Annotated in this window: 19 protein-coding genes and 3 tRNA genes; 14 read left to right on the top strand and 8 right to left on the bottom strand. The window is 46.1% G+C overall.

From position 1 onward, the window contains the following. Positions 1 to 20: 20 nt before the first annotated feature. Positions 21 to 1,181 carry a GNAT family N-acetyltransferase gene (locus tag HCJ96_RS06175; protein WP_169210160.1) on the bottom strand — a complete coding sequence of 387 codons (1,161 nt, stop codon included), beginning with the start codon at positions 1,179 to 1,181 and terminating at the stop codon, positions 21 to 23. Positions 1,182 to 1,229: 48 nt separating this feature from the next. On the opposite strand from HCJ96_RS06175, the gene HCJ96_RS06170 reads away from it, so the two are divergent. The 6 genes from HCJ96_RS06170 (at position 1,230) to HCJ96_RS06145 (ending at position 5,276) form a co-directional block, all read left to right on the top strand. Beyond that, positions 1,230 to 1,679 carry a regulatory protein RecX gene (locus tag HCJ96_RS06170; RefSeq protein ID WP_169210159.1) on the top strand — a complete coding sequence of 150 codons (450 nt, stop codon included), beginning with the start codon at positions 1,230 to 1,232 and terminating at the stop codon, positions 1,677 to 1,679. A 128-nt stretch (positions 1,680 to 1,807) separates the two neighbouring features. After that, positions 1,808 to 4,405, top strand: coding sequence for an alanine--tRNA ligase (gene alaS / locus HCJ96_RS06165; RefSeq protein WP_169210158.1), 2,598 nt, complete (start codon positions 1,808 to 1,810; stop codon positions 4,403 to 4,405). Between the two features lie 135 nt (positions 4,406 to 4,540). Continuing rightward, the gene (gene csrA, locus HCJ96_RS06160; RefSeq protein WP_169210157.1) at positions 4,541 to 4,738 is read left to right on the top strand and encodes a carbon storage regulator CsrA; all 198 of its coding nucleotides are present in this window, start codon (positions 4,541 to 4,543) and stop codon (positions 4,736 to 4,738) included. Between the two features lie 197 nt (positions 4,739 to 4,935). After that, positions 4,936 to 5,026, top strand: a tRNA-Ser gene (locus tag HCJ96_RS06155). Positions 5,027 to 5,065: 39 nt separating this feature from the next. Next, a tRNA-Arg gene (locus HCJ96_RS06150) sits at positions 5,066 to 5,142 on the top strand. A 57-nt stretch (positions 5,143 to 5,199) separates the two neighbouring features. Then, positions 5,200 to 5,276, top strand: a tRNA-Arg gene (locus HCJ96_RS06145). Positions 5,277 to 5,391: 115 nt separating this feature from the next. Here HCJ96_RS06145 and HCJ96_RS06140 read toward each other — a convergent pair. After that, the gene (locus HCJ96_RS06140; RefSeq protein WP_169210156.1) at positions 5,392 to 6,576 is read right to left on the bottom strand and encodes a beta-xylosidase family glycoside hydrolase; all 1,185 of its coding nucleotides are present in this window, start codon (positions 6,574 to 6,576) and stop codon (positions 5,392 to 5,394) included. Positions 6,577 to 6,788: 212 nt separating this feature from the next. Here HCJ96_RS06140 and HCJ96_RS06135 point away from each other — a divergent pair, with 212 nt between their 5' ends. The 3 genes from HCJ96_RS06135 to HCJ96_RS06125 are packed head-to-tail and all read left to right on the top strand — an operon-like array spanning position 6,789 to position 10,033. Next, positions 6,789 to 7,073, top strand: coding sequence for an OadG family protein (locus HCJ96_RS06135; protein WP_169210155.1), 285 nt, complete (start codon positions 6,789 to 6,791; stop codon positions 7,071 to 7,073). 2 nt (positions 7,074 to 7,075) lie between these two features. Continuing rightward, the gene (gene oadA / locus HCJ96_RS06130) at positions 7,076 to 8,899 is read left to right on the top strand and encodes a sodium-extruding oxaloacetate decarboxylase subunit alpha (RefSeq protein WP_169210154.1); all 1,824 of its coding nucleotides are present in this window, start codon (positions 7,076 to 7,078) and stop codon (positions 8,897 to 8,899) included. Positions 8,900 to 8,902: 3 nt separating this feature from the next. Continuing rightward, a complete protein-coding gene (locus HCJ96_RS06125) occupies positions 8,903 to 10,033 on the top strand; it encodes a sodium ion-translocating decarboxylase subunit beta (RefSeq protein ID WP_169210153.1) in 1,131 nt (376 codons plus the stop codon). Here the strand turns inward: HCJ96_RS06125 and HCJ96_RS06120 are convergent. From HCJ96_RS06120 to pspF, 6 genes are read right to left on the bottom strand one after another with little or no spacing between them, the layout of a single operon-like run. Then, positions 10,030 to 10,824, bottom strand: coding sequence for an ATP-binding cassette domain-containing protein (locus tag HCJ96_RS06120; RefSeq protein WP_169210152.1), 795 nt, complete (start codon positions 10,822 to 10,824; stop codon positions 10,030 to 10,032). The genes HCJ96_RS06125 and HCJ96_RS06120 overlap by 4 nt on opposite strands. Further along, the gene (locus HCJ96_RS06115; RefSeq protein ID WP_169210151.1) at positions 10,821 to 11,816 is read right to left on the bottom strand and encodes a peptide ABC transporter ATP-binding protein; all 996 of its coding nucleotides are present in this window, start codon (positions 11,814 to 11,816) and stop codon (positions 10,821 to 10,823) included. Before HCJ96_RS06115 ends, HCJ96_RS06120 begins: the two co-directional genes overlap by 4 nt. Beyond that, the gene (locus tag HCJ96_RS06110) at positions 11,816 to 12,709 is read right to left on the bottom strand and encodes an ABC transporter permease subunit (RefSeq protein WP_169210150.1); all 894 of its coding nucleotides are present in this window, start codon (positions 12,707 to 12,709) and stop codon (positions 11,816 to 11,818) included. Before HCJ96_RS06110 ends, HCJ96_RS06115 begins: the two co-directional genes overlap by 1 nt. After that, the gene (locus tag HCJ96_RS06105; protein WP_425483734.1) at positions 12,696 to 13,727 is read right to left on the bottom strand and encodes an ABC transporter permease subunit; all 1,032 of its coding nucleotides are present in this window, start codon (positions 13,725 to 13,727) and stop codon (positions 12,696 to 12,698) included. The genes HCJ96_RS06110 and HCJ96_RS06105 overlap by 14 nt, the downstream gene beginning before the upstream one ends. Beyond that, on the bottom strand, positions 13,724 to 15,349 hold the full coding sequence (locus tag HCJ96_RS06100; protein WP_169210149.1) for an ABC transporter substrate-binding protein: 1,626 nt from the start codon (positions 15,347 to 15,349) through the stop codon (positions 13,724 to 13,726). Before HCJ96_RS06100 ends, HCJ96_RS06105 begins: the two co-directional genes overlap by 4 nt. 3 nt (positions 15,350 to 15,352) lie before the next feature. Next, positions 15,353 to 16,453, bottom strand: coding sequence for a phage shock protein operon transcriptional activator (gene pspF / locus HCJ96_RS06095; RefSeq protein WP_169210148.1), 1,101 nt, complete (start codon positions 16,451 to 16,453; stop codon positions 15,353 to 15,355). A gap of 212 nt (positions 16,454 to 16,665) precedes the next feature. On the opposite strand from pspF, the gene pspA reads away from it, so the two are divergent. From pspA to tyrR, 5 genes are all read left to right on the top strand, one after another. Further along, entirely contained in the window at positions 16,666 to 17,355 is a 690-nt protein-coding gene (gene pspA / locus HCJ96_RS06090; protein ID WP_169210147.1) for a phage shock protein PspA, read from the top strand. 62 nt (positions 17,356 to 17,417) lie between these two features. Beyond that, positions 17,418 to 17,657: an envelope stress response membrane protein PspB gene (gene pspB / locus HCJ96_RS06085; RefSeq protein WP_169210146.1), complete on the top strand. Its 240-nt coding sequence runs from the start codon at positions 17,418 to 17,420 to the stop codon at positions 17,655 to 17,657. Beyond that, on the top strand, positions 17,654 to 18,094 hold the full coding sequence (pspC, locus tag HCJ96_RS06080; protein WP_169210145.1) for an envelope stress response membrane protein PspC: 441 nt from the start codon (positions 17,654 to 17,656) through the stop codon (positions 18,092 to 18,094). The genes pspB and pspC overlap by 4 nt, the downstream gene beginning before the upstream one ends. 186 nt (positions 18,095 to 18,280) lie before the next feature. Further along, positions 18,281 to 19,078, top strand: coding sequence for a phenylalanine 4-monooxygenase (phhA, locus tag HCJ96_RS06075; protein ID WP_169210144.1), 798 nt, complete (start codon positions 18,281 to 18,283; stop codon positions 19,076 to 19,078). A 133-nt stretch (positions 19,079 to 19,211) separates the two neighbouring features. Beyond that, a complete protein-coding gene (gene tyrR / locus HCJ96_RS06070) occupies positions 19,212 to 20,768 on the top strand; it encodes a transcriptional regulator TyrR (RefSeq protein ID WP_169210143.1) in 1,557 nt (518 codons plus the stop codon). Positions 20,769 to 20,787 lie beyond the last annotated feature (19 nt).

Genomic DNA, 20,787 nt, shown 5'->3' with positions numbered 1-20,787 from the left:
TTTCAATGACGGGTTTTAGTTCACTTGTTGCAGATGAGTTTTTTTTGCATTAGGTCATTGAATGGCAAGACAGTTTTAGCCTGCTCATAATAGGTGTCGATGGCTATGGACTCACGCCGCAGAAAGTGCGCCACTGCCTGATTGAATTCGACGCGGAATAACGTATGTAGCGAATAACAAAAAGTAGGCTCAAAACCCCTTAAGATTTTGTGCTCACCTTGCGTGCCTGGGTTAAACGATTGCAAGCCCTGGGTTATAGCAAATTCGATGCCCTGAAAATAACAGCATTCAAAGTGCAGTTCTTCAATGTCGCTGACGCATCCCCAGTAGCGGCCATACACCTTTTGGTTATCATAAAGGAACAGGCAGCTGGCGACAGGTTCATGCTGGTGGGTTGCTTCGACAATCAGCAGCTGATCGTTCATTGAATGCACTAACTGCTCAAAAAAAGCCTGAGACAAATAGCCTTCATGGCCGCTTCTTTTTAAATACGTATCGCGATAACACTGATAGAAGAACGCAATACGCTGCTGAGTAATTTCGACACCCTGATAACGTGACACAACCACGTCTTGCTCGTGTAATCGCCGTCGGGTTTTTCGTATAGCTTTGCGCTTTCTGGAGGTAAGGGCATTTAAGAAGTCATCAAACGATTCATATGAGTAATTGTGCCAGTGAAACTGGACACTTTTGCGTATCAGAAATGCACTATCGTCAAATACCACCACATCATCAGGAAAAAGTATATGTGCAGAGGAGCAGTTCGCTGCTTCTAATGAGGAGATGGCTTGTTGAAACGCTTTGAAGATGCCAGCGCGGTCGACATCACTTCGCAACAGAAAGCGGTTGCCAGGCACGGGGGTAAATGGGATAGCACTTATCCATTTGGGATAATAGCTAAGACCATGTTGATAATAAGCATTCGCCCAGGCATGGTCAAACACGTACTCGCCATAACTGTCATGTTTGATATAGCCAGGTAGCGCGGCGACCAGGCGTGTATTTTCGTAAATACCCAGATGATAAGGTTGCCAGCCTGTCCCTTCACCAACACAGTAAGACGTTTCCAGCGCTGACAAAAAAGCAAAGCATAGAAATGGCGACTGGGTGCCATCGAGTTCTTCCCATTGCTGAGGGTCAAAGGCAGAAAATTGACTGTGAAATTTTACTTCGAATGCCATAAAATACGTGTGTTAAATGGGAGCAGATGTTGAAAGTATCACGGTATCATGACTGACGAGATTAGAAAAAAGATAATTGACTCTACCACCCGGCTATTGGCGCGCAGAGAACACAGTCATTCAGAGCTGGTGCAAAAGTTGTCACAGAAAGGCTTTCAAACAGAAGTCATTTTTCCTGTTCTGTCAGAATTCGCGGAGGCTGACATTTTATCTGACCGGCGTTTTGCAGAATCGCGGGTGCGCCACGCAGCGAACAAAGGTATCGGGCCGCTGCGGGTGAAAGCAGAATTAGTACAGCATAATATCGACGTTACCCTGATTACTGCAGCGTTTATCGAAGCCGAAGTGGATTGGTTTGAGCTGGCTAAAGCGGTACACGCAAAAAAATACCCTTCCCAGGTGCCCGCCTCATTCAAAGACAAACAGAAGCAGCGACAGTTTTTACAATATCGCGGCTTTACCTTTGAGCAAATTCAATACGCAACAGAAAACCCGTAATTTTGGTATGCATGCTTAACAATACCGCACTTTCCGTGCTATCTTTGCGCGTTCATCCAATATGCAAATTGCGTATTTTAGGATTAGTATCAGGTCATCCATAGGTTAACTAGGAATCGCTTACGTCAATGACATTTTCAACTGCAGATATTCGCCAAAAATTCTTTGATTACTTTTCGCAACGTGGCCATCAACATGTAGCCAGTTCGTCATTGGTTCCTGCCGATGATCCTACTTTGCTGTTCACCAATGCTGGTATGAATCAGTTTAAAGATGTTTTTTTAGGTGCAGAGAAACGTAGTTATAGCCGCGCGGTTTCCTCTCAACGTTGTGTTCGTGCCGGAGGTAAGCACAATGATCTGGAAAATGTCGGCTATACCGCCCGCCACCACACTTTCTTCGAGATGCTGGGCAACTTCAGTTTTGGCGACTATTTCAAAAAAGAAGCGATTGAGTTTGCGTGGAATTTTTTGACCGAAGAGTTGAAACTACCCAAAGAAAAATTGCTGGTAACCGTGTATTCCGAAGATGATGAAGCATTCGCAATATGGGAAGACCATATTGGTGTACCGGCAGAAAAAATTATCCGCATCAGTACCTCAGACAACTTCTGGTCGATGGGTGATACCGGACCTTGCGGTCCGTGTTCTGAGATTTTTTACGATCATGGCGAACACATTTGGGGTGGTCCTCCGGGTACCCCTGAAGAAGACGGTGACCGCTTTATTGAGATTTGGAATCTGGTATTTATGCAGTATAACCGTCAGGCAGACGGCAGCATGGAGCCGTTACCAAAACCCTCGATCGACACCGGCATGGGGCTAGAGCGAATTTCCGCTATTTTGCAGCATGTTCACTCCAATTATGAAATTGATTTGTTCGCTAATTTGATAAAGGCAGCGGCTAATACCGTTGGTACCGATGATTTGGCGAATAAGTCGTTGCGTGTTATCGCCGACCATATTCGTAGTTGCAGCTTTTTGATTTGTGATGGCGTAATGCCCGGTAACGAAGGCCGCGGTTATGTGCTTCGTCGAATCATTCGCCGTGCGGTTCGTCACGGTTATCAATTAGGCGCAAAAGACATATTCTTCTACAAGCTAGTGGCGGCCCTGGTAAAAGAAATGGGGCAGGCATACCCGGAACTTGCCGACCAGCAACCGGTCATTGAAAAAGTACTTAAAGTAGAAGAAGAGCAGTTTAGCAAAACATTAGCCCGCGGCATGGCAATGCTGCAAGATACCATCGCTGATCTTGACGGGAAAACCATCCCCGGTGATGTCGTTTTTAAACTGTACGACACTTATGGCTTCCCCACCGATCTGACCAATGATATTGCCCGCGAACATGACGTTGAAATTGATGAAGAAGGCTTTAAAAAAGCGATGCAGCAGCAGCGTGAGCGAGCGCAACAAGCCAGTCAATTTGGCGCCGATTATAACAGTACGGTAAAAGTTGAGCATGAAACGCACTTTACCGGTTATGACGAAGTAGAGGGCGAAGCGAAAGTACTTGAACTTATCGTAAACAACCAGTTTTGCGAACAGATGAGCGACGGCCAGGAAGGGGTTGTGGTGCTTGATCAAACGCCTTTTTACGCAGAGGCAGGTGGCCAGACCGGCGACCAGGGCATTTTAAAAGTGGCGGGGGGCGAGTTTATCGTTTCATCGACTCAGAAACTGGGGAATGCGTTCGCACATCGCGGTAAAGCGGTAGGGCTAATTAAAAAAGGTGAGACAGCTGCGGCTAAAATTGATGTGGAAAGCCGCGAGGCAATTAAAAAAAATCACAGCGCTACGCATTTACTGCACGCTGCGTTACGCGAAGTGTTAGGTGAACACGTGACACAGAAGGGCTCACTGGTAGAAGCAGCTCGCTTTAGATTCGATTTCTCCCATTTTGAGTCAGTGACAGCAGCCCAGATCGCGAAGATTGAAGCCCGGGTTAACGAAGAAATTCGCGCAAATCATCCGCTCACCACAGAATTGATGGATTTAGAAGACGCCAAAGCGTCTGGCGCCATGGCGTTGTTTGGCGAAAAATATGATGAGAAGGTGCGAGTCGTCACCATGGGGCCATTTTCTGTAGAGTTATGTGGTGGTACTCATGTTTCCCGTTCAGGTGACATTGGCCTGTTCAAAATCGTCAGCGAAAGCGGAATCGCGTCTGGCGTGCGCCGTATTGAGGCAATCACGGGTCAGGCGGCACTGGAATATGTACAGCAGTTAGAAACGAAAATGCAGCGTTTAGCCACGTTGTTGAAAACTGATGTCAGCAGCGTGAGCGACAAGTTGTCTGCTTTACAGGCGCAAAATAAAGAATTGGAAAAGGCTCTGCAAGCCGCTAAAGGCAAACTGGCTTCTCAGCAGGGAGCAGATATTCTTAATAAAGTTGAGCAAATAAACGGTGTTAAGGTACTGGTTACCGCGCTGGAAGGTGTCGAGGCTAATGCATTAAGAACTATGGTTGACGATCTTAAGAACCGTATTGGTGAAGGTATCGTAGTACTTGGTGTAACTTCAGGTGAAAAAGTTAACTTAATTGCTGGCGTAACTAAAAATTTAACTGCTAAAGTTAAAGCGGGTGAGTTAATTAACGCAGTGGCAGCGCAGGTTGGCGGTAAAGGTGGTGGTCGTCCTGATATGGCACAGGCGGGCGGCGATCAGCCAGATAACCTGATAAAAGCGTTAGACTCAGTTCACCCATGGCTGGCTGATAGGCTATAATCGAGTTTTTAGAAGTAAATCAGTGAGTTTTTGAAGTGACACAGAAACAAGGAAGCACTGATACTGTCATCGGGTCGTGCCTTTGATAGTAAACCATCAGGGAAATGTAGAAAGTTAAGGAACAGGAGCAAGCGAATGCTTATTTTAACTCGTCGTGTAGGGGAAACGTTGATGGTCGGTGATGATGTAACTGTCACTGTCTTGGGCGTTAAAGGTAATCAGGTACGTATTGGCGTTAACGCACCAAAAGAAGTCTCAGTGCATCGTGAAGAAATTTACATGCGCATACAGGCTGAAAAAAGTGGTCAGCCAAGCAATTCCGATTCTGAATAATTTCACGATACAAAGATAAGGCTGGGTCATTCCAGCCTTTTTTGATCGTGAGCGAAGATAGTATTAATTTGTTGTGAAAATGGGCAGTGCAGACTAAATTTTGTATAGGTTGATTAAAATGCCAGCAAGCTATTCAATTGAGAGTAAAAAAGGTTTGACTTCCCTCAGTGAATCATTAAACTTCAGCCCCACATTACGGAGAGGTGGGTGAGTGGCTGAAACCAGTTCCCTGCTAAGGAACCATACCTATTACTGGTATCGAGGGTTCGAATCCCTCCCTCTCCGCCATTTCGATTTTGGTTGGATTGGTAACAACACAAGTTTTGCGCGTGCGTAGCTCAGCTGGATAGAGTACCTGGCTACGAACCAGGCGGTCGGAGGTTCGAATCCTTCCGCACGCGCCACTTATAAAAATGCCAACGTTTCAAAGTACAGTTAGTAGAAATGAAACGAAAAATTATGCGTGTGTAGCTCAGCTGGATAGAGTACCTGGCTACGAACCAGGCGGTCGGAGGTTCGAATCCTTCCACACGCGCCACTTTAAGAACCCACCTCACGGTGGGTTTTTTATTTGCAGTGTGTCGGATTGCCAGCCTCTCGCAGAGCGAGAGTCGTTCAGGCGGCGCAAGCCAAACTGTTGGCTTGCTCGAGTCCTACTTTACCGTTACATAATCAAATTCAACGGGAATCTCCGGCGTCACGGGGTTGGTCGAGGAATAAACCTTACCGTCGTCGTTACTTGCCCATAGTGCAACTTTGCCTTTGAAGTTGGGTACCGCGTGGGTTGCGATGATATGCCAATCTGAGTCGGTGAGAGCTGCTTCGCTGGTAGTCAGCGCATAATAGCCTATGTATTTATTCCCTTTCTTGGCAATTCTTAAATAAATGGTTTCTGCATTTTGGACGCGGCCATGTTGCCGCAGGTCCTCCTCTATCAGGTGAGACTTGCCTCTTAATTCTTTGCGAAAAAATGGGCTACGCCGAACGTTGTAGCCGTGTGAAAATCCACAATACCCAATCTCCAGGTAGTTATCTGCATTTTCCCACAACCCTAATGAGACCCCATTTTTTTGATTCTGAATGGCTATTCTAATTTTGGCTTCAATGGTGAAATCGCTCTCAGGCAATGATTGATTTAACAAAAATAGGTTTTTCAGGCTGTTATTGTCATCCACCTGGCTGCCAGGCTGAGTGACAATTAATAGCGAACTTTCTGGCGGCTGCAGCATCCATCTGTCAGGATCAGGCTTGAGCACTCGCCAGTATTCGCTAAGCCTTTCGCCATCGAATTGTTCGTTTAAATATGTGGTGTTATCCAGTGAAAGTGGTGGCGGCGAAATCGCGTTCACTTCATCGCTGATCTGTTCGCTGAAGGATTCTACTTCGTCGAGTAACCTTTCTGTTTGTGCCTTTGCCTCATCGATACGTTGTGTATCACCGCTATCAAGTATTTCAGAGGTTTTCACCACCTGCTTTTCCAACTGATTCAGGCCTTGGGAGAATTGACGAAAACGAGACTGACATTGAGCAAATCCTCTGCTATCAGTTTTACCTGAATGCATCACGCAACATGCTTTGAGATTGATAGCTACCTCTTGCACTTTTTCGGTTAAGCGTACAATGGGTTGGCGGCCTAATAGGACCTCTCCCTCGTTCTTTAGCACGTTTAATTTCACTCCCAGCTTCATTTCGCTTTGCTGGAATATTGCTTCGCAGGGTGAAGCTGCGAGGCGCAGGCTGTCGTATACCAACCAAATTGTCAGTGCAGTGATAAAAGTCAGGGCGATGATCAGCGCTTTGTGCCCGTAACCGCGTTTAGTTTGTGATGGTTGTGGCATGGGGAAACCCCGCTAGCTGAAAATCGTCAACACATCTGATCAACATGGATAATTATGAAAAGACTTAAGTATAGCAGTGATTAGCGTATTATAAATTTCAGTGATGTTGAGAAGTTATCACCGTCAATTGTCTCGGACTGAGATTGGTTGAGTTTAACGCAGGCACATGATACTTATAGTGATATTAATACTGGATATGGGTATTGCGGATAATGAATTCTGAGGCAATTTCATCGTTATTGCTTGAAGCAGCCACCTTGCTTGGAATGGGGATGATATTCGTATTTACTTTCCTCGCACTTCTGATTGCGGCAATAAATCTGATTGCCGCTTTTTGTCGTAAGTTTCCCGGTAAACCCAGCCCGGACGGGCACTCAAAACCTCTCAAACTGTCTCACTCAGGCAGCACTGATCAACCCGATGGCACCACGTTAGCGGCGATCAGTGCGGCGGTTCATCAGTATCGAAAACAGCATCCATTAAACGTAAAGGAATAATCATGTCTAAGCCCCTTGGCATCACCGAACTCGTTTTAAGAGACGCCCATCAGTCTCTACTGGCAACACGCTTACGCCTCGAAGACATGTTACCCATTGCAGAACAGCTGGATCAGGTGGGTTATTGGTCGGTCGAATCGTGGGGCGGCGCAACCTTCGATGCCTGTATACGCTATTTAGGCGAAGATCCCTGGGAACGAATCAGAGCCATTAAGAAAGCCATGCCTAACACGCGTCAACAAATGCTGTTGCGCGGGCAAAACCTGCTGGGGTACCGCCATTATGCAGACGACGTGGTGGAAAGGTTTGTCGAACGGGCGCACAAAAACGGCGTGGACGTATTTCGTATTTTTGACGCAATGAACGATGTCAGAAATTTAGCCACAGCGATTAAAGCAACGCTAGATTGCGGCGCTCATGCGCAAGGTACGTTGGCGTACACAGTAAGCCCGGTTCATAACCTTGATAGCTGGTTAACCATGGCCGAACAGTTAGAAGACCTGGGTGTGCACTCGATTTGCATCAAAGATATGGCCGGATTACTCAATCCTTACACCTGTGAAGAATTAATTAATGGTTTGAAAGAAACGGTATCTGTACCCATTGCAATGCAGTGCCATGCCACCACCGGGCTTAGTACCGCAACCTATCAAAAGGCTATTGATGCCGGGATAGATATGCTCGACACGGCCATATCGCCTATGAGCATGACCTATGGCCATACTGCTACCGAGACAATTGTGTCAATTGTAGAAAAAACGGAACGCGATACCGGAATTAAACTCGCACAATTAGAGCCGATAGCCGACTATTTCAGAGACGTCCGCAAGAAATATAAGCAGTTTGAAGGCAGCCTTAAAGGCATTGATGCACGCATCCTCACCGCCCAGGTACCTGGCGGTATGCTAACCAACATGGAAAGTCAGCTAAAAGAGCAAGGGGCGCTGGACAAATTTGATGAGGTTTTGAAGGAAATTCCTAAGGTGCGTGAGGATCTGGGCTTTATACCTCTGGTTACCCCGACTTCTCAAATCGTTGGCACTCAGGCGGTCATCAATGTACTTACAGGAGAGCGATACAAGAGTATATCCAAGGAAACCGCGGGTGTACTTAAAGGAGAATATGGTGCGTCGGCAGCGCCGGTAAACAAAACGCTGCAGGAGCGGGTGCTTGATGGTAACGAGCCTATTACCTGTCGTCCCGCTGATCTGTTGAAACCGGAAATGGATTCGCTGACGGAAGAGTTATCGCAACTTGCCGAAGAGAAATCGATTTCGCTTGCAGATGAAAAAGTCGATGATGTGTTGACCTATGCACTGTTCCCACAGATTGGTTTAAAGTTTTTGCAGAATCGCGGCAATGCTGATGCATTCGAACCGGCCCCTGGTGAGCTTAAAACCGACCCTGACCTCTCCTCAAACGATAGCGACGCGTCCGCAGCAGATTCCGCTGACAGCCCTGCTGAAACCACGCCATCAGCAGCTTATGACGTAGTAGTTGATGGTAAAACATTCCATGTGGAAGTAAATCCGGCTGGCTCTATCACTTCAGCTGAACCTAAACAGCGGGCTGAAGCGGCCAAACCCGCGCCGTCTAAAGCGGATTCTGGGGCATCTGCCACAATAAAGGCACCGCTTTCAGGAAATGTATTTAAAGTGCTGGTCAGTGCAGGCCAGGATGTTGCTGAAGGCGACGTGGTTATTATTCTGGAAGCCATGAAAATGGAAACCGAAATACGTTCAGCGCATACCGGCACAATTTCACAAGTACTGGTTTCAGAAGGTGACTCAGTGAAGAGTGGACAGCAATTGATAGAGCTGGGCTGATCAATGGATAAATTTGACGTTTTATGGCAAAGCACTGCCTTGGCTCATTTTACCCTGGGCCAGGTCATCATGATGATAGTCGGCCTATTACTGCTCTATCTTGCGATCGTTAAGAAGTTTGAGCCATTGCTGTTACTTCCCATAGGTTTTGGTGCACTGTTAACCAATATCCCCCTGGCCGGTTTTTCAGAAGCAGGGGGGATTCTCTATTACATTTACGAAGTAGGAATAGATACCGGCGTCTTTCCACTTCTTATCTTTATGGGGGTAGGTGCAATGACTGACTTCGGTGCGCTCATTGCCAACCCTCGGATGCTTTTACTAGGTGCTGCGGCGCAATTTGGTATCTTTGCGACGCTGTTTGGGGCGATTGCCCTTAACTGGGTACCTGGATTTTCTTTTACGTTGCAGGATGCCAGCGCCATAGCAATAATCGGTGGGGCTGACGGTCCTACTGCAATTTTTCTTGCTTCAAAACTCGCACCAGAGTTACTGGGTGCAATTGCTGTTGCAGCGTATTCTTATATGGCGTTAGTCCCCATCATCCAGCCGCCAATCATGAAAGCGTTGACGACACCTGATGAAAGAAAAATTGAAATGGAACAGTTACGCGAAGTCAGTCAGCGGGAAAAAATTATATTTCCCATTGCGGTTTTACTGCTTACGATTCTGTTTTTACCAGCAGCAACGCCATTGGTAGGCATGTTTTGTTTAGGTAATTTGATGCGCGAATGCGGTGTGGTTGAACGACTGAATAAAACCGCTCAAAACGAACTGATCAACATTGTCACGATCTTCCTTGGATTAGCTGTAGGCTCGAAATTATCGGCAGACAAATTTCTTACCGTCGAAACGCTGGGAATTTTGGCTCTTGGCGCTGTCGCCTTCGCTATTGGCACCGCCACCGGCGTACTGATGGCAAAATTAATGGGGCGCGTCAGTAGCAGTAAAATCAATCCGTTGATCGGCGCAGCCGGCGTTTCTGCCGTACCTATGGCAGCGCGAGTGGTAAATAAAGTGGGCTTGGAAGCCAACCCGCACAACTTTTTGCTGATGCACGCAATGGGTCCTAACGTCGCAGGTGTATTGGGTTCTGCTGTAGCAGCAGGCGTGCTACTTGCGCTGGTGGGCTAACGCAGCGTCTGCTGAGGGACTAACGACTGATAAGATAGAATTAACTTCTTGGTAGTCTCGTGCTGAGGCCACCTGAAAATGGTTTCAGTTTTGCCCGACTCCACAATCTGCCCATTCTCCATCACAATAATCTTATCAGCCAAATGTCTAACGATACCCAGATTATGCGAAATGAAAATAAAGGCCAGTCCCATCTCACTTTGCAACTTCAAAATAAGGTTGACGGTTTGTGAGCGCACAGACGGGTCCAGAGCTGCGAACGGTTCATCGGCAACCAGCACTTTGGGCTGTAAAATAAGCGCGCGTGCAAGTGCCACACGCTGCTGCTGGCCGTCAGATAACATATGGCGATAATAGTATACGTGTTCGCGCAACAAGCCCACTTTCTTCAGCACCTCTTCTACGAGTTGGCGTCGCTCTTTTTCGTTGTGCGAAGTATTAAGACGAAGAGGTTCGTCGAGGATCTTGCCTACAGGCAGACCGGGATTCATAGCTTCGCCACTGAACTGAAAAATCATTCGTACATCATGGCTTATCTGTGAAGGTTCACTTGCATGGTGGGAGAACTGATTACTTAGCGTTATTTCGCCACTATCTGCTTTTAATGCCCCGACCAGCAGTTTTGCCAGTAGCGACTTGCCAGCGCGATTCTCGCCGATAATGGCAATGGTTTCGCCACGTTTAACCTCAAGATCAATCGGACCAAGCTCAAACACTTCAGGTTTTTTCAGCCAATTTTTTTTATCACTATGTTTAAAGTGAAGTTGACTGACTTTAAGTAATTCGCTCATAGCTTGTCCATATGTAATGGAAAGTGGCAACTATAGGAATGATCATGCACCTTTCTTACTGCTGGCGTGACCACGCATTGTTTTTGTGCGCGGGGACATCTGGGACCAAGCCTGCATCCTATTGGCACGTGCTGAAGTGTAGGTATGGTGCCATCCAGTGTGGGTAAGTAGGATTTTGGCGGTAAATCATTGCGAAAACTTGGCGCGCTATCTAACAGGGCTTTGGTGTAAGGGTGCAGCGGTCGCTTTCTGATATGTTTCATATGGCCTGATTCTACAGTCTGGCCACAGTACAGTACGGTCATGGTGTGGGCCATATTGGCAATGGCCAGCAAATCATGACTGACAAACAGGATTGACAGTGATTTCGTCTGATTCAGCCGGGTAAGCAGCTTAAGTACTTTCGTTTTGGTCGTTGTTTCCATTCCCCGGGTCGGATCATCAGCGATGAGCAAGTCCGGTTGTGACACCAATGCCATGGCAATCATAAACTTCTGGCCAATGTCAGAAGATATCTGATGCGGGAAAGCGTTCAAATAATGTTCGTGGTTTTTGATGCCGACTTTATGAACCAGGCCTATAGCTGTGCGCTTGCGAGATTGTTTGCGCTGCCAGAATAGCTTGCCTTCAACCAGTTCGTTGGGAATGCTTTCTTCTAGCTGTTCGCCAAGCGTAGTAGAAGGATCCATAGCTGCGATAGGGTGTTGAAATACCACCGCGATGTCGCGTCGCATTATCTCTCGGCGCTCGTCTGAACGCATGGTCAACAGGTTTTCACCTTTCCAGGTCATGCGGTCTGCCGTTATATGCCATTGCGGCGGTAGTGCGCCTGAAATGGCGGAAACAATCAGGCTTTTGCCCGAGCCAGACTCGCCAACCAGTGCTCTGATTTCACCACTATTAATTGCCAGGTTGACCCTATCCAGCGCTTTAACCCGGGTTCCCCCTGTCTCCATTTCCAGGGTCAGATTTTTGATGTCTAACATGGGCATTATTGCGTCAACCTTTTTCTCAGGGCGGAACGTAGACCATCGCCCACTACATTGATAGCCAGCACAATTAAAAAGATGGTTAAGCCTGGCAATGCAACAGTCCAGGGGGCGGCATAAGCCACATCCATGCCATCTGCCAGCATCGCGCCAAGTTCAGGGAGTGGGGGACGGGCACCTAAATTCAAAAAGCCTAGCGCTGATACGTCTATCACCGCAATAGATAGTGCAATGGTGCCTTGTACCACCAACATTTCAATCATGTTGGGAAAGATAGAATAAAAAAACAGCTGAAAGTTGTTTGCGCCGTCTAACTTTGACGCCATAACATATTCTTTTTTCATTTCAGCACGCACGAGCGAACGGGTATGATGAACGAATTGTGGCGTCAGTGCCAAGGTAATCGCCCACATGCTGTTCACCAGGCCGGTTCCCAGTATGGCAACTATGACAATCGCAATAAGCAGGGTAGGTATTGCCATCAGGGCATCGAAAAGATGATTAACCACACTGGAGCGCACACCTTGCAGCATGCCTGCTATTGTGCCAATGGCCACCCCGATTATCATTGCCAGCAAAACAAGGAGAATGCTGCTGCCCAGCGTAACGCGGCAGCCATACACAATTCTGGAAAATAAATCACGACCCAGCGCATCTGTTCCAAACAAGTGGGAGATCGTGCCGTTAACACTCCAGCTGGGGGGAAGGAAGAGCGCATTAACGTTTTGCTGTAACGGATCATAAGGCGCCAAAATAGGGGCAAATAACGCAAATATCAGAAAAAATATCAGAATAATTAGTCCCAGTGACGCCACGTGGCTTGAGCGGAACTCTCGCCAGGTTTTTTGCCACGGGGAAGGATGAAACTCTTCCTGATAAAGACTAAATTGTGCCACGTTCGAATTTTTCCCTGCTTGGATCAATGAGTCGGTTAAAGATGTCAATCAAGATGGTCAGCGTAATCACCATGGTCGAAACCGCCAGAACGCCAATGCGAAGAGCGGGATAATCACGCTGATTAATTGCGTTAATCAGCCAGTTACCAATACCCGGCCAGGAAAATAACGTTTCGACGATCATTGCGTTGGTGATTAAGGTGGTTACCTGAATCGCCATTAAAGGCAGCGTGGCCAATAATGCGTTTCGTAATATGTGCCGCATGAAAATTTGACGGTTGCTGAGACCCCGCGAGCGGGCAGCGGTAATAAATGGGCTATTCATTACATCAATTACCGAACGCCGCGTGATTCTGATCATGGCTGCGGTGCTAATCATTGCGATAGCAAGAGTAGGTAAAACCAAATGTCTGGCTGCATCCTTAAGTGCCAGCGCATGATCAATATCTCTGGCCAACAGAATATCAATGAGGATAAAACCGGTGACATTAGGCACTTCGAATAACAGGCTGATACGCCCAGATAAAGGCGCAATGCCTGCTTCGAGGCTAAAAACTAGAATAAAGATAAGCGCCAGCCAAAACACCGGGAAAGAATAGCTGAAGATGCTCGCTGTATTGATGGCGTAATCGGTCGCCGAGTAACTTTTTAAGCCGGCATAACAACCCACGGGTACACCTATTACCAGAGCCACTAGCATGGCGTACGTGCTCAGCTCGAAGGTTGCAGGCATCGCTATTCCAATTTCTTCACGCAAAGGTTGTCCTGAGATAAAACTGTAACCCCAGTTTCCCAGAAACAACTGTTGCAAGTAATGGTAAAATTGCACGGGATAAGACTGATCGAGCTTAAATTGCTTAATTAACGCGTCGCGCTGAATGTCATTCTGTGGCACTAATCCGGTAAGATTAATCAACGGATCGCCGGGGAACATATAGATGAGGGCAAACGAGAGGATGGTTAACACCAACAGGGTTAAAGTAAACAATATGGTGTAACGCGACAAAGCATTAATCACAGTTTTTTCTCAACCCCAGCAAAATTGATCCCACCATATGGATTAATGGTCATACCCGATAACCCTGAATTATGTGCTTGATAGCGAAAGGCGTGGGCAAGAGGAACCAGCGGCAGTTGTTCATATAACAACCTGTTTACCTGCTGGTAAATTAGTTTACGCTGCTCAATGTCTTCTGTCTTCAAAGCGGCGTTAATCAATTGATCGTATCTTCTGTTGCACCACATGGCCCGGTTGGTACCAGATGGGATCGCACCACAGCTTAACAGTGGGCGATAAAAATTGTCCGGGTCGCCGTTGTCAGCCGACCAGCCAATTAACACAGAGTCATGTGCGCCTTCACGCAAATGGCGGCGGAAAGTCGTCCAGTCATAGGTAATAATTTCAGCCCGAATGCCAACATCCGCCAGATAACGTTGCATCAGTTCGGCCATCTTAGCCGCATTGGGATTATAAGCCCGTTCTACCGGCATGGCCCAAATGGTCATTCTAAAGCCCTCTGCCACGCCTGCATCATTGAGAAGCTTTCGCGCCAGAACCGGGTTATAAGCGGTATCATCTGCATCTCGCTGATGTGCCCAACTTGCAGTGGGAAGTAACGTTTTAGCGCGCACAGCGCTGTCAAAATATACTGCTTCAAGCAAGGTGTTTTTATCAATTGCGAAGGCAAGTGCACGTCTTACATCAGGGTTATCAAAGGGCGCTTTTTGTGTATTAAATGCCCAAAACCCTATGTTCAAACCGGGTTTTTCAGCGACTTCAAGTTGTTCACGCTGACGAATTACCTCAACCTCCGTCTGCCCCGGGAATGCAATCGCATCGCATTCACCAGTAATTAATTTGGCTAATCGAAGAGAGCTTTTAGGGGTAATATCATAAATCAGACGTTCACTGCGAGCCTCATCGCGCCAATAATTTTCATGTCGCTTATAGCGTATGTAATGATCTTTGCGATAACTTTGAAACTTAAACGGACCCGTACCTATAGGATAGTGGTCGATGCGTTCAGGAACGCCTTCCTCCATAAGTTGTTTGGCATATTCTTCCGATAAAATGACCGAAAAATCAGTGGCTAAGTTAGCGAGGAAAGAGCTGTCGCGATTTATCAGTTTAATTTGCACTCGATAACTGTTCAAACGTGTTACCGACTGGATGTTATCTGCAATTCCCAGACTTTCGAAATAAGCATATCGTCCCCCAGACACGTAATGATAAGGGTGGGAGGGCAATCGCCAACGGTCAATACTGAAAATCACATCATCTGCATTAAACGTTCGTGTTGGTGTAAAATACTCTGTGGTATGAAATTCGATGCCTTTGTGCAACTGAAACTCATAATTTAGACCGTCGTCAGAAACCTTCCAGCTACTTGCCAGCCCGGCTTCAATGCGCCCTGAATCCGGATCAAAGTCCAGCAGCCTTCCATAAATCTGATGCGAAGACGCGTCTGCTGTGGTGCCTGAGGTGTCCAGTTGAGGGTTGAAGTTGATGGGGTTGCTTTCAGAACAATAAATAATACCTGAGCGATAAAAATCTTGCTGGTTTTTTTGGGTGCACCCACCAGTAACCAATACCGCAATCGCGGAGAGTAACATTGAGACCAACGAGCGGACAGGTATCATAGATTACTCAGCAGTCTCTTGAGCCGAATCCAGCAGATTATACTTTTTCAGATAACCTCTTAGCTGGTGGTAGGTTAAACTCAGTTTTTCCGCAGTACGTTTCTGGTTGAATTGGCTGTCTGCAAGTGCTTGCTTAATCATATCAATTTCAAATTGTTGTGAGCGGTCCTTCAAATCTAAAGGGTAGTCTATTCTGTCCGGCTTGCGGGTTTCAACCGGAGAAACAACATTCTCAGGAATTGATAGTTCATCATTATCGCTTTGCTCTGTTGACGCAGCAGGCAACACCCGATCTCTCGTTTTAGTGCGAGATGTAGGACGAAACTCAGACTCAAATGGATCCAGTATAATTTGATGTACCGGCAAGTGGGGATTGTTGCAACGGTAAACCGCCCGTTCAACGACGTTCTTCAATTCACGAATATTTCCAGGCCAATGGTAATTTAATAATGTTTGTTTCGCCTTTTCAGTGAAACCACTGAACAATTCCATCTCCAACTCCCGCGCCATGTTGATAGCAAAAGTTTCGGCTAACAGCATGATATCTTCACGTCGTTCACGCAGTGGAGGAATGGTAATAACGTCAAAAGCGAGTCGGTCCAGCAGATCCGCGCGAAATTCCCCTGCATCTGCCAATGCGGGCAAGTCCTCATTTGTTGCGGCAATAAGTCGAACGTCTGTTTTAAGTGTTTTCGAGCCACCGACTCTTTCGAATTCGCCATACTCGATTACACGCAGAAGCTTCTCCTGAATTAAGCCCGAAGTGTTGGCCAGCTCATCCAAAAACAATGTGCCATTATGGGCTACTTCGAAACGCCCTTCGCGTCGTTTTGCGGCACCGGTAAAGGCGCCGGCCTCGTAGCCAAATAATTCACTTTCCAGCAGATTTTCATTTAACGCGGCACAATTTAATTTGATATAGTTTTGATCCCAGCGTTGCGAGAGATAATGCAAGCGTGCGGCAATTAACTCTTTACCGGTTCCCCGTTCGCCGATTACCAGCACGGGTTTGTTCAACGGTGCAATTTGAGAAATTTGCTCCAGTACCTCTAAAAAACTGTTCGCCTGGCCCAGCAGATTATCTTGTTGACGATAGCGGCTCATTAACTTCCTCAATTGTTAGCGAAATCGACCAATTAATAGTGTACTTTAAAATTTATTTTATAACGAATAATATTTTCATAAAGTAAAAACTATGAAGTTCAACAGCTTACCTCTATCATGATTCTTGGCAAGCATATTGAATATATCAACAGCAAAGGTAAGTAAACTAATGCGGAAACGCATTCCAATAGTACGAGATTGAGGTAATTATTATGGGTATCTTCTCGCGTTTCACCGATATTGTGAATTCAAATATAAATGCTTTGCTGGATAAAGCTGAAGATCCAGAAAAAATGGTTCGTCTCATCATCCAAGAGATGGAAGATACGCTTGTGGAAGTACGTTCTACTTCCGCAAAAACGTTGGCGAGCAAAAAAGAAATTACTGCACAGATTGCGAAATATCAGTCTGAGTCTCAGGATTGGGGCGCTAAAGCAGAGCTGGCGCTGAGCAAAGATCGTGAAGATTTAGCGCGCGCAGCTTTACAGGAAAAGAAAAAGTGTAGCGAAGCGTCGAGCACCCTGGAAAAAGAGTTGACGATTGCTGAAGAGCAAATAAGCAAACTGCAGGATGAAATAGGGCAGTTACAGGATAAGCTTGCTGATGCCAAGAGCCGTCAGAAAGCAATAATCATGCGCCAGAAAACAGCCAGCTCGCGCCTTGATGTGAAAAGAACATTGGATAGCAATAAAGTTGATGCTGCAATGGGGCGTTTTGAGCAATATGAGCGTAAAATAGATGATCTGGAGTCTCAGGTTGAAGCTTACGATTTAGGTAAGAAAACCCTCCAGGACGAGTTTGCAGAGCTTGCAACAGATGAAAAGATCGATGAAGAATTAGCTGCCCTGAAAGCAAAAGTGCAGAAGTCTTCAAAGCCAGCAAAAACGTCTAAAAGCAAGTAAAATATAAGTGTGCTTCGCGGAGCGAAGCGCGAATAAAAGTAGATCCATAGAGGGGGTGATGTATGTCAGAGGGAATTATTGCACTAATTATTGCGCCACTGGTCATATTTATGATCTTCGTGGCACCCATTTGGCTTATTTTGTATTACCGTAGTAAAAAGCAAGTAAACCAAGGGCTTAGTGCTGAAGAATACGCGATGATGCAACAATTGGCTGAATCTGCGGAAAAAATGTCTGAACGCCTGCAAACACTTGAGGCAATTTTAGACAGTGAAGCGCCACAGTGGAGGAACCGGGCATGAGTGATCGTAAGCAGCTTTATCGCGATACCGAACATGCAAGAATTGCCGGAGTCTGTGCGGGAATAGCTAATTACTTTGGCTTAGAGCGCTGGTTAGTCAGAATACTGTTTGTTACCAGCTTTTTCTTGCTTGCCGGGCCATTTATGTTTGTGGCTTATATAGCCGGATGGTTTATTTTAGATAAAAAGCCTGATAGTTCAGCTACCGCACCTATCGACAATATATTTCGCCATGGTGGCAAAGGCTGGCGCAATAAAGTATCCGATGTGGACAAAGTGGCGGTAAAGACCAAAGTCTGGCAAGCAGGTGAACCGCCTAAGCAAGCTTTTTTTGATATCACCAAGCGATTTGCAGAATCAGAGGCTCGGTTGAGACGAATGGAGAAATACGTTACCTCAAAAGAGTTTCAGTTAAATCGGGAAATCAGCAAGCTTTAAAGCAAATTACCACAGTTTAAAAAAGCAGCCTTCGCTGCTTTTTTTCGTTGCAATGCAGCTAACTAGGGCGCCATGTAAATTAACTGTTACAGATAAAACCTCATCATTCTGCGTCCAGCCCCTTCAGGACAACCTAAATTTGATTAGACTAGCGTACAAATTTAAGAAAGCTTATGCGGAATTTTTATGAAAGGCACTACATACAAATCGAAACCTTCAGATGAGAATGGTTTTATTGCCTGGAGTGACGAAGAAAATCAAATTTGGTCTGAACTGTACCATCGTCAAATGGAAATCATTCAGGGAAGAGCATGTCAGCAATACCTGGACGGTCTGGAACTGATAGGTTTAACAGAACAGTCTATTCCACAGTTGCCTGACATCAACAAGGTATTACTGGAAACCACTGGCTGGAAGACGGCAGAAGTGCCTGCGCTGATTAATTTCACCGAGTTTTTCCGTCTGTTGGCGAACAAAGAATTCCCTGTTGCTACCTTTATTCGTACGCGCGAAGAGTTTGATTACCTGCAAGAGCCGGATATTTTTCACGAAATATTTGGTCATTGCCCGTTATTAACTAATCCGGCATTTGCTCACTTTACGCATACCTACGGTAAGCTGGGGCTGGCAGCCAGCAAAGAAGATCGTGTTTATCTTGCACGCTTATACTGGTTTACAGTGGAATTTGGTTTGGTTAACACACAAGATGGACTTCGCATTTACGGTGGCGGTATTCTTTCATCACCGGGCGAAACTATCTATGCCCTGGAAAGCGACAAACCAGTGCGAAAACCAATGGACCCCGTTGATGCGTTACGTACTCCCTATCGCATCGATATCATGCAGCCGTTGTATTATATCCTTGAACAATTTGACGATTTGTTTGCTATTTCTGAGATGGATATTATGGCGTTGGTTGAAGTCGCAAAATCTAAAGGTTTGTTCGAACCACTGTTCCCCCCCAAAGAGAAAAAAGCGGGTTAAATTCTGTAGCGGGAGCCGAGCTCCCGCTCATCTTTCTTCATTATCTATCCTCATATTGTTAAAAAGTTTTTTGTGTTCATGATCACGATTTGTGATATTCTGTAAAACTTAGTTTACATAAAACAAGTTTGGTATGCGTTTAGAAATCTCTTGTCAAGATCGCCTTGGTATAACCCAGGACGTGCTAGACATTCTTGTTACTCATGAAATTGATTTACGTGGCATCGAAATTGAGCAGAGCGGTAAAATCTTCCTCAACTTTCCCAATATTGAATTTGCAGACTTTCAACACCTGATGCCCCAAATCAGGCGCATCGATGGCATAGATGATGTGAAAACCACGCCTTTTATGCCCGGCGAAAGAGAACGAAATCAATTATCTGCGATTTTGCGAACTTTACCTGACCCTGTCTTTTCCATTGATACTCGTGGGCACGTGGTTATGTGCAACGAGGCGGTTCAATCTGATCTGGATATGAATGCGGGGCAAATCAAGGGAACTGAAATCGGTGAGTTGGTCAAAGGCTTTAACTTCCTGCGTTGGATGGAAGGTAAAGAGACCAAACATCAATCCGCGAAAGTTAAATTTGTGCAAGAAGACTTTCTCGCGGACATCTTACCTATCACCGTACCGGATGATGAAAACACCCCGATTCTGGCAGGTGCGGTAGTGATGCTCAAATCTGAAATTCGCCTTGGCCAACAGTTCAGCGCATTTCATCAACCTGACACAGATAGTTTTGATCATTTTATTACTGAATCAGCGGCGATGCGTAAAGCAGTGAAAGAAGCCAAACAAGTCGCCGATTTAGATGCACCTATGCTGATTTTCGGTGAAACCGGTACAGGTAAAGAGATGATTGCCAAAGCCTGTCACCAGGCCAGTCGACGCAGTGATGGCGCATTTTTAGCGATAAACTGTGCGTCATTACCTGATGACGTTGCTGAAACGGAAATGTTCGGCTGTGCGCCCGGGGCCTATAATCTGCCAAATGGCAAGATAGGTTTACTGGAACAAGCCCGGGGAGGCACATTACTGTTGGATGAAATTGCAGATATGTCGCTGCAACTTCAGGCTAAATTGTTACGTGTACTGGAGAATGATGAATTTCGTCGGGTAGGCGATGACAAGCCTGTCTCTGTGGAAGTCAGAATTATTTGTACAACCTGTCAGGACCTGGGCGTGCTGGTTGAAGAAGGGCGTTTCAGAAAAGAGCTTTACTATCGCCTGAATGTATTGAGCTTGGTGATGCCATCATTAAAAGAACGCCGTGCCGACATTATCCCGTTAGCTGAGTTATTCATTATGCAACACAGCGGCAAATTAGGAAGGCGCCCAGCCAAATTGTCTAAAGGCTGCGCTGACTTTCTACAGCAATATCCCTGGCCAGGGAATGTTCGCCAGATGCAAAATGCCTTGTACCGAGCGTTATCACTGCTGGATGGCAACGAAATCAATAAAGAAGATGTGCAAGTACCAAATTGTGCACCAGCTGCCACTTATATTGACGAAAATTTCGATGGAACGCTGGACGAAGAAGTTAAAAAGTTTGAAAAAGATTTATTAAAGCGCTTATACCCTTCTTATCCTAGTACGCGCCAGCTGGCGAAAAAACTGGGTCTTAGCCACACCGCCATTGCTAACAAGTTGCGTGAATATGGTATCAACAAAGGCACTGTAAAAGTTTAATTACGAATTGGCGTATTTA

Source organism: Alteromonas ponticola (genome assembly GCF_012911815.1).
GTDB classification, from domain to species: Bacteria; Pseudomonadota; Gammaproteobacteria; order Enterobacterales; family Alteromonadaceae; genus Alteromonas; species Alteromonas ponticola.
This window is presented reverse-complemented; position numbering and strand designations above follow the sequence as displayed.